The sequence below is a fragment of the Rhodococcus sp. ZPP genome (assembly GCF_017656075.1).
In the GTDB taxonomy this organism is placed as follows: domain Bacteria; phylum Actinomycetota; class Actinomycetes; order Mycobacteriales; family Mycobacteriaceae; genus Rhodococcus_F; species Rhodococcus_F oxybenzonivorans.
The window spans coordinates 2,658,817-2,673,011 of sequence record NZ_CP058638.1 but is presented as its reverse complement, the minus strand read 5'-3'; the positions used below and the strand labels follow the sequence as shown (position 1 = coordinate 2,673,011).

The following is a 14,195-nucleotide window of genomic DNA, read 5'->3' as shown; positions in this document are numbered from 1 at the left end:
CGATACGAGTGTCTAGTGCAGCGCGGTGGAGTGTGGCCGCCCTCGTCGTTGTTGCAGCTCTCGTCGTCGCGATCTGGCCGCGCGGGAACGATGCGCAGGCGCCGTCGTACGAGGACCGTTTCGGTCCGGGCGGGAGTACGCCGATGTCCGTCGGCGCCGATCCCGGCGCCGATCCCGGCGCCCTCTCCGCGTTGCGTGCGGATGCGGCGCTCGAGCCCTGTCCCGCGCCCTTCTCGGCGCCCGCTGCCGACTCGGTATTGGCCGGCATCACGCTCGAATGCGTGGGCGACGGCAGCGGGGTCGATCTCGCATCCGCTCTCGCCGGCCGGCCTGCGCTACTGAACCTGTGGGCGTACTGGTGTGGTCCCTGCGCGGAGGAGCTGCCCTACATGCAGCAGTTTTCCGATCGGGCCGGTGACGCCGTTACCGTCCTTACCGTGCACACCGATCCCCAGCAGGCCAGCGCATTGGCGCGGCTCGTCGACTACTCCGTCACCTTGCCCGGTGTGCAGGACGCTGACGGGCGGGTCGCCGCCGCGGTGGGGGCACCCGCGGTCCTGCCGGTGTCCGTGCTGATCCGGCCCGACGGCAGCGTGGCGAAGATCCTGCCCCAGCCGTTCCGCAGTGTCGAGGAGATCGCCGCCGCCGTCGAGCAGAACCTGGGGGTTGCGGCATGACCGCGTCCGTCGACGGCGCCGCCGTTCCGACCTGGTTGCGTGAGGTCGTGCGGCGCACACCGGCCGACCCGCATCGCATCAATCCGGTTCTGAATCGGCGTGCCCCCAGCGGCGCGACCACGCGCGAGGCCGCGGTACTCGTGTTGTTCGGCGGTCCTGCCGAGGCAGACCCCCTGATGTCCGGGGGACTGCCCGCGGGCGCCGACGTTTTGCTCACCCAGCGCGCGGCCACCATGCGTCAGCACAGCGGGCAAGTCGCGTTTCCGGGCGGTGCCAGCGATCCCGGCGACGACGGTCCCATCGCGACCGCTCTGCGCGAGGCGCAGGAGGAGACGGGGCTGGATCCGGCCGGGGTGCAGCCGCTCGCCGTTCTGGAACAGATTTTCGTCCCACCGTCCGGCTTCGAGGTCACCCCGGTTCTTGCGTACTGGGAGAAGCCGAGCGCAGTGGGAGTCGTCGATCCGGCGGAGGCGGCGCGGGTGGCACGGGTTCCGCTGCACACCCTGATCGACCCGCGGAACCGGTTCCAGGTGCACCACCCCGCCGGTTACCAGGGTCCGGCATTTTCGGCCGACGGCATGCTGGTGTGGGGATTCACGGCGGGCATCCTTGCGGCGTTGTTCGCGATCTCGGGCTGGGAACAGGAGTGGGACCGCCGGGACATCCGGGACCTCGACACCGTCCTGGCCGAAATGGAGAATGACATCGACGACGACCATCTGCCTCACAAGCACGGATATCGGGTGGGTGAGCGATGACGGGGTCGCGCTGGATCGATCTCGCGATCGTGTTGATCGCGCTCATAGCGGCCAGCTCCGGCTGGCGACAGGGTGCGGTGGCGTCGGTCCTCGCCTTCGTCGGTGTGCTGCTCGGTGCGGTCGCAGGCATCCTCATCGCCCCGCACGTGCTGGTGCACGTCGACGAGGGACGCGGCCGGGTGCTCGTCGGAATTGCGTTGATCGTGGTGCTGGTGATCATCGGGGAAGTGGCGGGCATGGTCCTGGGCCGTGCCGCCCGCGGGAGCATGCACAGTCCGGCGGCGCGCTCCGTCGACAGCGTCATCGGTGCCTGTGTGCAGGCGGTCGCGGTATTCGTGGCGGCGTGGCTGTTGGCCATCCCGCTGACGTCCTCGTCTCAACCGCAACTCGCAGCCGCGGTGCGCGGGTCGAGCGTGCTCGAGACCGTCGACAACCTTGCACCGGCGTGGATGCGCCAACTCCCCACCGAGTTCTCCGCGCTACTCGACACCTCCGGACTTCCGGACGTCATCGGTCCGTTCGGACGCACCCCGATCACCACGGTCGATCCGCCCGACGCCGGTGTTCTCGCGAGCCCGGTGGCGTCGTCTCTGCAGTCCAGCGTGCTCCGTATCCGGGGTGTGGCGCCCAGTTGTCAGCGTGCGCTCGAGGGTTCCGGCTTCGTGGTCGCGCCGGAACGGGTGATGACCAACGCGCACGTCGTGGCGGGCACGGCGGGAATCGTCGTGGACACCGCGGACGGACCCTTGGACGCTGAGGTGGTGCTGTTCGACCCGTCGACTGACGTGGCCGTTCTCGAGGTACCGGGCCTCGACGCTCCGGTGCTGAACTTCGCGCCGGAGCCGGGACGAACAGGTGACAGTGCGCTGGTTCTCGGATACCCGGGCGGCGGGTCCTACACGGCCAGTGCCGCGCGGATACGCGAGATCCTCGACCTCAGCGGTCCCGACATCTACCGGGCCGGAACGGTTCAGCGCGAGGTGTACACGGTGCGCGGTTCCATCCGGCAGGGCAACTCGGGTGGACCGCTCGTCGACCGTGAGGGCATGGTGCTCGGGGTGGTCTTCGGCGCCGCGGTCGACAACAGTGACACCGGTTTCGTTCTCACCGCCGTCGAGGTGTCGCGTCAGCTGGAGACGGCGTCCGGCGCGACCGCCGCAGTGGACACCGGGGGCTGCGTTCTCTGAGCGAGCCCTACACGCGGCGCGTCGAGACCAGCCCCTGCAGGGCGGAGTTCACCCGCTCGGGCGCTTCCCAGTGCGCGTAGTGCCCGACACCGGGAATCGTGTCGAGCTGCTGTGTGGGGGCGAAGCGACGGCTGCGCCGCACGGTGTCGGCGAGCACGTAGGGGTCGAGGTCACCGTGGAGGTGGAGTACGGGTATCCGCAGCGTCTGATCCATCGAGGCCATGAACCGGCGGCCGTCCGGGCGGAACTGGCTACGGAACGCCCATCGCTGATATTCCAGCGTGCAGTGCGCGGTGCCGGGAATCTGGATCGCCGACCGCATCCGGGACATCACGAGGTCGAATTCCGGAGACTTCGGCCACGCCGGTCCCGACCGTTCGACGATCACACGCTCGACTTCGGCCCCACCGTCACGCGTGAGCCGTCGTTCGGGCCGCCACGGCAACTGGTAGGACACAAACGGGGGCAGAACGGCCTTGCGTTGGTGACGGTCGCGGACAACGGCCTGCTTCAGGGCGATCGGGTGTGGGGAGCTGATCAGTGCGATCGACCGCACCAGACGCGCGTGGAGCACCGCGGTAGCCCAGCAGACCAAGCCGCCGTCGGCGTGCCCCACCAACGTGGCCTCGCTGTAGCCCATCGCACGGATCAGGCCCGCGATGTCACCGGCCAGGGTCCAGCCGTCATAGCCGCGGGGAGGTTTGTCGGAGTCGCCGTAACCGCGGAGGTCGACGGCCACGGCGCGGAGACCCTCGTCCGACAAGGCGATCAGCTGATGTCGCCACGACCACCAGAAGTCCGCGAATCCGTGCAGCAGGACGACGAGCGGCGCATCCGGTGCGGATGCGCCGACCTCGACGGTGTGGAAACGGATTCCGTTGGCATGGATGTCACGGTGAATCCACGGGCCGTCGAAACGGACGGTTGACGGATCGGGTGGTGCCACCGGACGGAACTATCGTGCGTGTCGTCCGCTGGGAGACGCGAGGTGGGCCTCCGCATCGGAGTACGACGTCGGGAGCACGGATCTGGCCTGCTTGAGGGAATCGATGGTCTTTTCCGGTGCACGTAGTTTGCGGACCCGCAGATAGCCGAGCAGACCCAGAATCGCAGTGACGACGACCATGATCAGGAAGACGATGAGGAAGGCCAACCAGCGTGCGATCCATACGTCGAGGAGTTCGGCGAGGAAAAAGAAGAAGAAGAACGAGCTGAACAGCAGCACGGTGAACGCGAGAATGAAGAACAGACTGCCCTGCAGACCCTTCTTGACCTCGCCCGTCACCTCGGCCTTCGCGAGCTCCACCTCGGCGCGCACGAGCGTGGACACCTGCGCGGTTGCGTGCTTGACCAGTGTGCCGAGGGTCACCTCGCCGGACGGTGAAATGTCCGCGTCGGTGAGCGGGATCGACGACACCGTGTTCGGCACCCCGTCTCCCGTGTAACGCGGGCTGTCTCCCTTGCCGTGAGTGATGCTCACTTGTCGACCCCTCCAGGTAGCTCTTGCACGTCCGAGTCTTCGTTCTGGCCATGTGTGCCCGACATCGTCGTCACAGTAACTGCCGACGATGTCACGAGCAGCCCGACCTTCACCATGTCGGCCGTGCTGCCGTCACCGATTCTCGCGTTTGCGAGATTCGCTACGAGAAGGCTAGCGGTCAGTGGGCTGCCCGGGTGTAAGCGGCTCCGCCGCCCGTGCGCCTTTCTGGTAGTGGGAGCGACCAAAAGGCGCACGGGGCGCGAAGCGCCCTACTTGCCGCGGATGGCGTCGAAGACTTTGGGGTCGACGAGGGTGGAGGTGTCGCCGAGGTCGCGGCCTTCGGCGATGTCCTTGAGTAGTCTTCGCATGATTTTGCCGGAGCGGGTCTTGGGTAGTTCCGGGACGACGGTGATCTGCCGCGGCTTCGCGATGGGGCTGATTTCTCGCGCGACCTCGGCTTTGAGTTCGGCGATCAGGTCGTCGCCGGTGTTCTCGACGCCTTCGCGGAGGATGACGAACGCGACGATGCCCTGGCCGGTGGTCTCGTCGGCGGCTCCGACGACGGCGGCTTCGGCGACTCCGTGGTGTCCGACGAGGGCGGATTCGACCTCGGAGGTGGAAATGCGGTGGCCGGAAACGTTCATGACGTCGTCGACGCGGCCGAGGACCCACAGGGCGCCGTCTTCGTCGTATTTGGCGCCGTCACCGGCGAAGTACCAGCCCTGCTCTAGGTAGCGGGACCAGTAGGTGTCGCGGTAGCGGTCCATGTCGCCCCAGATACCGCGCAGCATCGCCGGCCACGGCTTGTCGAGCACCAGGTAGCCGGATTCGCCGTTGCCGAGTTCCTTTGCGTCGTCGTCGACGATCTTGGCGGAGATGCCGGGCAGCGGTGCCATGGCGGATCCGGGTTTGGTGGCGGTGATGCCGGGGAGCGGGGAGATCATGATCGCCCCGGTCTCGGTCTGCCACCAGGTGTCGACGATCGGTGCCGTGTTTCCGCCGATCACCTCTCGGAACCACTTCCACGCCTCGGGGTTGATGGGTTCGCCGACGCTGCCGAGGAGCCGGATCGAGGACAGGTCGTGGGCGTCGGGGATCTCCCGGCCCCACTTCATGAAGGTACGCACCAGGGTGGGAGCGGTGTAGTAGATGCTGACACCGTACTTTTCGATGATCTGGAAGTGGCGGTGCTCGTCGGGGGAGTTGGGGGTGCCTTCGTAGACCACCTGAGTGACACCGTTGGACAGCGGTCCGTAGACGATGTAGCTGTGCCCGGTGACCCAGCCGATGTCGGCGGTGCACCAGTACACGTCCTGTCCGACTTTGTGGTCGAAGACGTTGTGGTGGGTGTAGGAGGCCTGGGTGAGGTAGCCGCCGGAGGTGTGGATGATGCCCTTGGGCTTTCCGGTGGTGCCGGAGGTGTAGAGGATGAACAGGGGATGCTCGGAGTCGAACGGCTTCGGCTCGTGGGTGTCGGAGGCTTTCTCGACGGTGTCGTGCCACCACAGGTCCCGGCCCTCGGCCATGTCGACGTCGATGCCGGTGCGTTTGACGACGAGCACGTTCCTGACGGATTCGGCGCCGTCGACAGCGTCGTCGACCGAGGGTTTGAGGGGGGCCGCCTGGCCTCGGCGCCATTGGCCGTCGACGGTGACGACGAGTTTGGCTTCGGCGTCGTCGATGCGGGAGCGCAGGGCGCTGGCGGAGAAGCCGGCGAAGACGACGGAGTGGGTCAGGCCCAGGCGTGCACAGGCGAGCATGGTGACGATGGCCTCGGGGATCATCGGCATGTAGATCGCGACGCGGTCGCCCGGGACCAGTCCGAGGTCACTGAAGGTGTTGGCCGCCTTGCTCACTTCGGTGAGGAGGTCGTGGTAGGTGAGGTCGCGGGTATCGCCGGGTTCGCCCTCGAAGTGGATGGCGACGCGGTCGCCGTTGCCTTCGAGGACGTGGCGGTCGACGCAGTTGAATGCGACGTTGAGTCGGCCGCCGACGAACCACTTCGCGACGGGGGCGTCGGACCAGTCGAGGACTTCGGTGAAGGGTGCGTGCCAGTGCAGTCGCTGCGCCTGTTTCGCCCAGAATGCGAGTCGATCGGCATCTGCCTCGGCCTGGAGTTCGGGTCCGGCGTTCGCGGTCGCGGTGAACTCGGGGCTCGGCGGGTACACCTGCGGGACGGCATCCGGCTGTGCGGATTTCTCCGTCGATCCGTTCGCCTGTGCTGCACTGGTCATTGTGGCCCGGCCTTCTTTCCAGTCTCGAAAACGGCAGTTCTAGCACGTGTGAGGGTAGTCACAAGGGCTCGTGAGCGCACCGTTGCACGAGGTTGCATGCGCGTGTTCTGCGACGATCGGTCCTTTCGGCGCGCCGGACGGTATTCCTCGGCGGCCGAACGGCCGAACTGTCCCGGTCGAAGATTCGCCGAGACGGCATTTCGACGAGATTCTGCGCCTCCGGCCCCGCGGAGCCGTAACGTGACTATCGTCGTCCCATCATTCCACCGGGGCTGGAGGAACGTTGTGCGTAGGACACGCGTGGCAACTGCTGTTCTGGCGGTGGGCTTGACAGCGGGAATGCTGTCCGCCTGCTCGTCCGGCGAATCGTCGGGCGGAGGAGGAAGCGGGATCGTCAATGCTTGGGCTGGTGAGCCGCAGAATCCTCTGGTCCCCACCAATACGAGTGAGAATCAGGGCGGCCGCGTCATCGATGCCCTGTTCGCCGGCCTCGTCTCGTATGACGCCCACGGTGCAATCACCAATGAGGTGGCCGAGTCCATCGACACCACGGACGGTAAGACATTCACCGTGACGCTGAAGGACGGCTGGACCTTCACGGACGGGTCACCCGTCACGGCATCGTCGTTCGTCGACGCATGGAACTACGGCGCGCTGTCCACCAATGCGCAGATCCAGGCATCCTTCTTCGACCCGATCGAGGGCTACGACGAGGTGGCGGCCGAGAACCCGACGGCCCAGACGATGTCCGGACTGAAGGTGGTGGACGACAGCACCTTCACGATCGAACTGAAGCAACCGGAGTCGGCGTTCCCCGATCGACTCGGATTCGCCGCGTACTTCCCCCTGCCCCAGGTGGCGTTCGAGGACATGGCAGCGTTCGGTGAGAACCCGGTCGGAAACGGGCCGTACAAGCTGGCCGGACCCGGTGCTTGGCAGCACAACGTGCGGATCGACACCGTCACCAACCCCGATTACGACGGCAATCGGAAGCCGAAGAACGACGGTGTCGACTTCATCATGTACAACAGCCTCGACACCGCCTACACCGATCTGCTGGCCGGCAACGTCGATGTCCTCGACCAGGTTCCGCCGAGCGCAGTTACTACCTTCGAGTCGGATCTGCGGGGTCGCACCGTGAACCAGCCGTCCGCGACCATCGAAACCTTCACCATTCCGGGGCGCCTGCCGCACTTCAGCGGTGAAGAAGGCACCCTCCGTCGTCAGGCCATCTCGATGGCGATCAACCGCGACCAGATCACGGAACAGATCTACAACAACACCCGTACTCCGGCTCTCGACTTCACCAGTCCCGCCATCGAGGGTTGGTCGGATTCGCTCGCCGGTAACGGCAATCTGAAGTTCGACCCCGAGGCTGCGAAAAGACTGTGGGCGCAGGCCGACGCCATTGCGCCGTGGACCGGCAGTTTCGAGATCGCGTATAACGGCGACGGCGGGCACAGGGAATGGGTGGATGCCACGGTCAACAGCATCCGCAACACGCTGGGCATCGACGCGAAGGGCAAGGAATACCCGACCTTCGCTCAAATCCGGACCGAGGCCACCAACCGCACGATCCCGTCCGCATTCCGTTCGGGATGGCAGGGCGACTACCCACAGCAGTACGGCTTCCTTGCGCAGAACTACCAGACAGGCGGCAGCTCGAACGACGGCGACTACTCCAATCCGGAGTTCGACCGGCTGCTGCGCGCATCGGCCGGCGAGGTCGATCCGGGTAAGGCTCAGGATCTGCTCGACCAGGCGCAGGAAGTTCTTCTGAGGGATCTTCCCGCCGTTCCCACGTGGTACCGCAATGCCGCGAGCGGCTGGTCGGAGAACGTGTCGAACGTGACGATCGACTGGAAGGGAATCCCGATGTATTCGGACATCGAGAAGAACTGACACCGGAGTCGCCGACGGGGTGGGGCGAGCTTCCGCCGTCACCGGCCTGCGGAGAGGAAGGGACCCGATGCTCTGGTACATCGGCCGCCGTGTGCTCCAGATGATTCCTGTGTTCCTCGGGTCGACCTTCCTGATCTACGCGATGGTGTTTCTCCTGCCCGGTGACCCGATCGCCGCGCTGGCCGGCGACAAGGCGCTGAGTCCCGCCGTCACAGCCCAGCTCCGCGCCCGGTACCACCTCGATCAACCGTTCCTGATGCAGTACTTCCTCTATCTCGAAGGCATCTTCACGCTCGACTTCGGCACATCCTTCTCGGGTCGTCCGGTCAGTGAGGTTCTGGCGCAGGCATTTCCGATCACCATCAAGCTGTCTCTGATGGCACTGGCCATCGAAGGGCTCTTCGGAATCGGCTTCGGGCTGTTTGCGGGACTGCACAAGGGCGGCCTCTTCGACAGCACCGTGTTGCTGGTCAGCCTCGTGATCATCGCGGTCCCGATCTTCGTCATCGGGTTCCTTGCCCAGTTCTTCATCGGGGTGAAGTGGGGATGGGTACCGCCGACGGTGGGGGGCAATACCAGCTTCGTCAATCTTCTGCTCCCGGCCTTCGTCCTCGGATCGGTGTCTTTCGCGTACGTGCTGCGGCTCACGCGCACCTCGGTGGCCGAGAATCTGACGGCCGACTACGTGAGAACAGCCACCGCCAAGGGGCTTTCGCGGCGCAGAGTCGTGCAAGTGCATGTATTGCGGAACTCGCTCATCCCTGTCGTGACCTTCCTGGGCGCCGACCTCGCCACCTTGATGGGTGGGGCGATCGTCACCGAGGGCATCTTCAACATCAACGGAGTCGGCGGCACGATCTACCAGGCGGTCACCCGGGGGGAGGCGCCCACGGTCGTTTCGTTCGTCACCGTCTTGATCGTCATCTACCTGCTGGCCAACCTGATCGTCGATCTCCTGTACGCCGCACTCGATCCGAGGATCCGTTATGTCTGAGAAAGTGGTCAACGACGAGTCGCCCCGGACCGGAGACCGGAAGATTCGCCAATCACACTTCGTCGCTCCCGAGGAGGTCGCGCCGACGGGGGAGACCGACACCGTGTCCCTCGATCAGCCGCCCACGAGTGTGTGGTCGGATGCCTGGCGCGATCTTCGTCGACGTCCCTTGTTCGTGGTGGCGTCCGTCATCATTCTCGTCGTCATCGCCGTAGCCGCCTTCCCGAGCCTGTTCACCGGCACCGACCCACGCTTCTGCGACCTCGCGTTCAGCATGCGCGGCCCGTCCTCCGGCCACTGGTTCGGTTACGACAAGCAGGGATGTGACATCTATTCCCGCACCATCTACGGGGCCCGCGCGTCGGTGCTGGTCGGCGTGGGGGTCACCACGATCGTCTTACTCGTCGGCGTCGTATTCGGCTCCCTCGCCGGATATTACGGAGGCTGGGCTGATTCGTTGCTGTCGCGGGTAGCCGACATCTTCTTCGGTGTCCCGCTCATTCTTGCGGCGATCGTTCTCATGCAGTTGTTCGCGAATCGCAGTATCTGGACTCTGATCGTCGTACTCGCCCTCTTCGGCTGGCCTCAAATGGCGAGAATTGCTCGCGGGGCGGTCCTCTCGGCCAAGAACAACGACTATGTCGTGGCGTCGAGGGCGCTCGGCGTCTCGAACTTCCGGACGCTGCTACGTCATATCCTGCCGAATTCCCTGGCGCCGATCATCGTCATCGCGACCATCTCGCTGGGTGTCTACATCGTGGCCGAGGCCACGCTGTCGTTCCTGGGTATCGGTCTCCCGTCCTCCGAGATCTCGTGGGGCGGAGATATCAGCACTGCGCAGGTGACACTCCGTCAAGGGTCGGTGATTCTGTTCTACCCGGCTGCCGCGCTGGCGATTACGGTGCTCGGCTTCATCATGATGGGCGACGCTCTCCGGGACGCGCTCGACCCCAGGGCGCGGAAGCGGTGAGCGTGATGTCCCCGAACGAAACCACCGGACCGATGGCTACGGCCGACGAGGCGCCGCTTCTCGATATCCGAGACCTGGAGGTCACGTTCGCGTCCCGTTCGGGTTCGGTTCCGGCGGTGCGGGGGGTGAGTCTCACCGTGTATCCGGGGCAGACGGTGGCGATCGTCGGTGAGTCGGGGTCGGGAAAGTCCACGATTGCTCACGCCGTCATCGATCTGCTGCCCGGTACGGGGAAGGTCACCGGCGGCCAGATTCTCTTCGCAGGACGTGACCTCGCGGGTGCCCCGGAGCGAGACTTCGTCGCCTTGCGTGGACAGAAGATCGGCCTCGTTCCGCAGGACCCGATGTCCAACCTCAATCCGGTGTGGAAAGTGGGCTTCCAGATCCGGGAGGCACTGTCGGCCAACGGGATCGCACAGGGGAAGGCCGCGAGGATCCGCGCGGCCGAACTCCTCGAAGAGGCCGGGCTCGCCGATGCCGAAGACCGGTTGGGGCAGTATCCGCACGAGTTCTCGGGTGGCATGCGACAGCGGGCGCTCATCGCCATCGGACTGTCGGCCCGCCCGCAGTTGCTCATTGCCGACGAACCGACGTCGGCCCTCGACGTCACCGTCCAGCGACAGATACTCGATCACCTGGACGGGCTCACCAGTGAGCTGGGGACGGCAGTACTCCTCATCACCCACGACCTCGGTCTCGCGGCCGAGCGGGCGGAGCATCTCGTCGTGATGAGCAAGGGCCGCGTCGTGGAGTCCGGGCCTGCCCTCGAGATCCTGCAGCGCCCGCAACACCCCTATACGCAGAAACTCGTCACCGCAGCGCCCTCGCTGGCCTCCCAGCGACGCAGCTCTTCGCTGGCGCGGGCCGACATCCGGGATCAGGCACTCGAGGTGGTCGGTGAGGCGGAGCAGCACGGTGCGCTCGCGGGCGAGTTCGGTGAGGTCACCGATGATGTGGTGGTGGTGACCCGACTGACCAAAGTCTTCACCATCCGTCACGGCTTACGGAGATCCACCGAGTTCAAGGCCGTCGACGACGTCTCGTTCGCGGTCCGCCGGGGAACGACGACCGCCGTGGTCGGTGAGTCCGGGTCGGGCAAGTCGACCGTGGCGCACATGGTGCTCGGACTGTTGGCCCCGACGTCGGGACAAGTGCTCTTCGACGGTAAGGATGTCGCGACTCTCGACCGGAGGGAGACGCTGGCTTTCCGGCGCCGCGTCCAACCCATCTTCCAGAATCCGTACGGCACCCTCGACCCGATGTTCTCCATCTTCCGCACCATCGAAGAACCTCTGCGCACGCACAAGGTGGGTACCCGCAAGGAACGGGAGGCCCGGGTACGGGACTTGCTGGACAAGGTCGCGTTGCCTGCGTCGGTGATGCGGAGATTCCCGAACGAGCTTTCCGGTGGGCAGCGTCAGCGTGTGGCGATCGCCCGCGCGTTGGCGCTGCAACCCGAGATGGTGGTGTGTGACGAGGCGGTGTCGGCTCTGGACGTGCTGGTGCAGGATCAGATCCTCACCCTGCTCAACGACCTGCAGGCAGAACTGGGGTTGACGTACCTGTTCATCACTCACGACCTCGCGGTGGTGCGGCAGATCGCCGACGACGTCGTGGTCATGTCGGCGGGTGCCATCGTCGAGAAGGCCACTACCGACGAGGTGTTCTGCTCGCCCAAGGAGGCCTATACGCGGAAACTGCTCGCTGCCATCCCGGGTGGATCGATCCGGCTCGGCGCCTGAGGACGACGCGGCGCCGGGTAGCGTTCTCAGACGTGAGTGACCCGTTGCAACCCCTCATCGACCTTCCCGGAGTCCGCGACGCCGCCGACCGTGCGCGCGACGCGCTCGGGGAGGTGCATCGCCACAAGACCAACCGGCGTGGTTGGCCGACCACGGCGGCGGAGGCAGCCGTCCGGGCTGCTCGCGCGTCGGCCTCACTCGACGGTGGACGCACGGAACTGCCGGCGCCGGGCGAGGTCGCGGATCCGATCCTGTCGGGTGCACTGCGTGTCGGTCAGGCGCTCGACGGGGATGCTCTGGGTCTACTGCAGTCGACGTGGCAGCGCGCTCCGCTGCAAGCGCTCGCGAGGCTTCACCTCCTCGCCGCCGCAGACCTCGTGGAGGATCCGGAGCTACTGGGCAGGCCCCGCCCGGCCGCCGGCGTGGCAGAACGGTTGGACGGTCTCGCGCAACTCGTCACCGGAGGGACCACGGCGCCGGCACCGGTCCTTGCCGCGGTAGTGCACGGCGAACTGTTGGCGTTGAAGCCCTTCGGTGTCGGCGACGGTGTCGTCGCCCGAGCGGCATCACGGTTGGTGTGCGTGTCCAGCGGCCTCGACCCCCACAACCTCGGTGTGCCGGAAGTGAGCTGGTTTCGCCGCCAGCAGGCGTACCGCAACGGGATCGGCGCCTTCGCATCCGGTGCCGCGGAGGGGGTCGGCAGCTGGGTGATCCTGTGCTGTGGGGCGCTGGAGGCAGGTGCGCGGGAGGCGATGTCCATCGCGGAGGCGGCAGCGACCTGACCCGAGCGCCACACGAAACGGGCGGCGCTGCCGACTCTCGTCGACTTCGCCGCCCGTCAGCGCGGACTACCGGTTACCAAGCGTGCTCGGTGGGTTGTGTGGATGGCCTCGGCGAGAGTTCGACGATCGTCGGGTCGTCCCTGCAACCGGTGCAGGGTCCTTGCCGATGAAACGCGAGTCTCGCAGGCCCACAACACTTCTGCCCTTATAGTGGCTTGTGCTCCGCGTGGGTACCTAGTGCCCGTGCCGGGAATCGCGGTCGGGAGATCGATCCTTCTCTTCCGGGTCGATCTTGGCCTTCCGTTCTTCCGTAACTCCTTTGTACCCCGTGACCCACCTCACAGCAAGTGTCAAATTCGGTTTGTGGCCGTGTCGGGTGTTGTCACCCGTCAGCGCTTGCGGCGCATTACTCCGTAGGTGAACGCGCCAGCGACGAGGGCGCCGATGCTGACCGCTGCGGTGGTGGCGACCGTCGTCGCCGACGGCGACTGGAGGCGTGCCCGGAGGGACACCGGATTGGAGAAAGTCAGTATGGGCCAACCGTTTCCGGCCGCTACTTTTCGTAGGGCACGGTCGGGATTGACAGCGGTCGGGTGCCCCACCGCCGTCAACATGGGGAGGTCGGTGACGGAGTCGGAATAGGCATAACAGGACGACAGGTCATAGCCGTTCTTCTCGGCCAGTTCGACGATGGCTTCCACTTTTCCTTCGCCGTAGCAGTAGAACTCCACCTCGCCCGTGTAGAGCCCTTCCTTCACGGCCATGCGCGTGGCGATGCTGCGGGTAGCTCCCAACGCTTCGGCGATCGGTGTCACCACCTCCTCGCCCGACGCCGACACCACGACCACGTCGTGGCCCCGCAGCTTGTGATCCGCCATGAGGTCGGCGGCCTCGGCGAACACGAGGGGGTCGACGATGTCGTGCAGTGTCTCGGCGACGACGGCCCGGACCTGTTCCACATTCCACCCCGTGCACATGCTCGTCAGATAGGCGCGCATGCGCTCCATCTGATCGTGGTCGGCCCCGGACAGAAGGAACAGGAACTGGGCGTAGCTGCTCTTGAGGACGGACCGCCGGTTGATGAGACCTTGGTCGAAGAACGGCCTGCTGAACGCAAGGGTGCTGGATTTGGCGATGATCGTCTTGTCGAGGTCGAAAAATGCGGCCACTCGACCCGTCTCGGTGTGTCGACCTGTCTTTGCACTTATCTGTGGCTTCACGGTCACAGCTGCCAGGATATGCGCTGTTCGGGAGGGAAGCTGTGTTCCGGACGCCACCGCGAGTGGCCTCGAAAGATTCGTGCGACACGGCACAATCGTTCGACAGTTGAACTTGCAAATACACATCCAGGGAGGTGTACTATCAAAGATGTCCGGATTTGATTCGGACATGTTCAGCCCGACCCCCCGGGGCTGAACACCGACGACCCTCGCCTCCTCCCCCCCTGGCGAGGGTCGTCCTCTGTGTGC

Annotated in this window: 12 protein-coding genes; 8 read left to right on the top strand and 4 right to left on the bottom strand. The window is 65.7% G+C overall.

Annotated elements, in window-relative coordinates; all coding sequences use genetic code 11:
* The first annotated feature begins 8 nt into the window (after positions 1–8).
* From HYG77_RS12640 to HYG77_RS12630, 3 genes are read left to right on the top strand one after another with little or no spacing between them, the layout of a single operon-like run.
* The gene (locus tag HYG77_RS12640) at positions 9–677 is read left to right on the top strand and encodes a TlpA disulfide reductase family protein (RefSeq protein WP_208962828.1); all 669 of its coding nucleotides are present in this window, start codon (positions 9–11) and stop codon (positions 675–677) included.
* Positions 674–1,435: a CoA pyrophosphatase gene (locus tag HYG77_RS12635; protein ID WP_208962827.1), complete on the top strand. Its 762-nt coding sequence runs from the start codon at positions 674–676 to the stop codon at positions 1,433–1,435. The genes HYG77_RS12640 and HYG77_RS12635 overlap by 4 nt, the downstream gene beginning before the upstream one ends.
* On the top strand, positions 1,432–2,622 hold the full coding sequence (locus HYG77_RS12630) for a MarP family serine protease (protein ID WP_208962826.1): 1,191 nt from the start codon (positions 1,432–1,434) through the stop codon (positions 2,620–2,622). The genes HYG77_RS12635 and HYG77_RS12630 overlap by 4 nt, the downstream gene beginning before the upstream one ends.
* A 7-nt stretch (positions 2,623–2,629) precedes the next feature.
* Here HYG77_RS12630 and HYG77_RS12625 read toward each other — a convergent pair whose 3' ends face one another.
* The 3 genes from HYG77_RS12625 to acs form a co-directional block, all read right to left on the bottom strand.
* The gene (locus tag HYG77_RS12625) at positions 2,630–3,568 is read right to left on the bottom strand and encodes an alpha/beta hydrolase (protein WP_208962825.1); all 939 of its coding nucleotides are present in this window, start codon (positions 3,566–3,568) and stop codon (positions 2,630–2,632) included.
* Between the two features lie 9 nt (positions 3,569–3,577).
* Positions 3,578–4,102 (bottom strand): phage holin family protein, encoded by a 525-nt coding sequence (locus HYG77_RS12620; protein ID WP_109326364.1) that lies wholly within the window; start codon positions 4,100–4,102, stop codon positions 3,578–3,580.
* 269 nt (positions 4,103–4,371) lie between these two features.
* A complete protein-coding gene (gene acs, locus HYG77_RS12615; RefSeq protein ID WP_208962824.1) occupies positions 4,372–6,336 on the bottom strand; it encodes an acetate--CoA ligase in 1,965 nt (654 codons plus the stop codon).
* 285 nt (positions 6,337–6,621) lie between these two features.
* Between acs and HYG77_RS12610 the strand changes: the two genes are divergently transcribed.
* The 5 genes from HYG77_RS12610 to HYG77_RS12590 all read left to right on the top strand — a co-directional run bounded on the left by HYG77_RS12610 (position 6,622) and on the right by HYG77_RS12590 (position 12,726).
* Positions 6,622–8,238: an ABC transporter substrate-binding protein gene (locus HYG77_RS12610; RefSeq protein ID WP_109326366.1), complete on the top strand. Its 1,617-nt coding sequence runs from the start codon at positions 6,622–6,624 to the stop codon at positions 8,236–8,238.
* 67 nt (positions 8,239–8,305) lie between these two features.
* Positions 8,306–9,232, top strand: coding sequence for an ABC transporter permease (locus HYG77_RS12605; RefSeq protein ID WP_109326367.1), 927 nt, complete (start codon positions 8,306–8,308; stop codon positions 9,230–9,232).
* Positions 9,225–10,202: an ABC transporter permease gene (locus tag HYG77_RS12600; RefSeq protein WP_109326368.1), complete on the top strand. Its 978-nt coding sequence runs from the start codon at positions 9,225–9,227 to the stop codon at positions 10,200–10,202. Before HYG77_RS12605 ends, HYG77_RS12600 begins: the two co-directional genes overlap by 8 nt.
* A gap of 5 nt (positions 10,203–10,207) precedes the next feature.
* The gene (locus tag HYG77_RS12595; RefSeq protein WP_244461296.1) at positions 10,208–11,944 is read left to right on the top strand and encodes an ABC transporter ATP-binding protein; all 1,737 of its coding nucleotides are present in this window, start codon (positions 10,208–10,210) and stop codon (positions 11,942–11,944) included.
* Between the two features lie 32 nt (positions 11,945–11,976).
* On the top strand, positions 11,977–12,726 hold the full coding sequence (locus tag HYG77_RS12590) for an oxidoreductase (RefSeq protein ID WP_208962822.1): 750 nt from the start codon (positions 11,977–11,979) through the stop codon (positions 12,724–12,726).
* A gap of 389 nt (positions 12,727–13,115) precedes the next feature.
* Here the strand turns inward: HYG77_RS12590 and HYG77_RS12585 are convergent, their stop codons facing one another.
* Complete coding sequence (locus HYG77_RS12585) at positions 13,116–13,952, bottom strand: HAD-IB family hydrolase (protein ID WP_208962821.1); 837 nt, start codon at positions 13,950–13,952, stop codon at positions 13,116–13,118.
* Between the last annotated feature and the right edge of the window lie 243 nt (positions 13,953–14,195).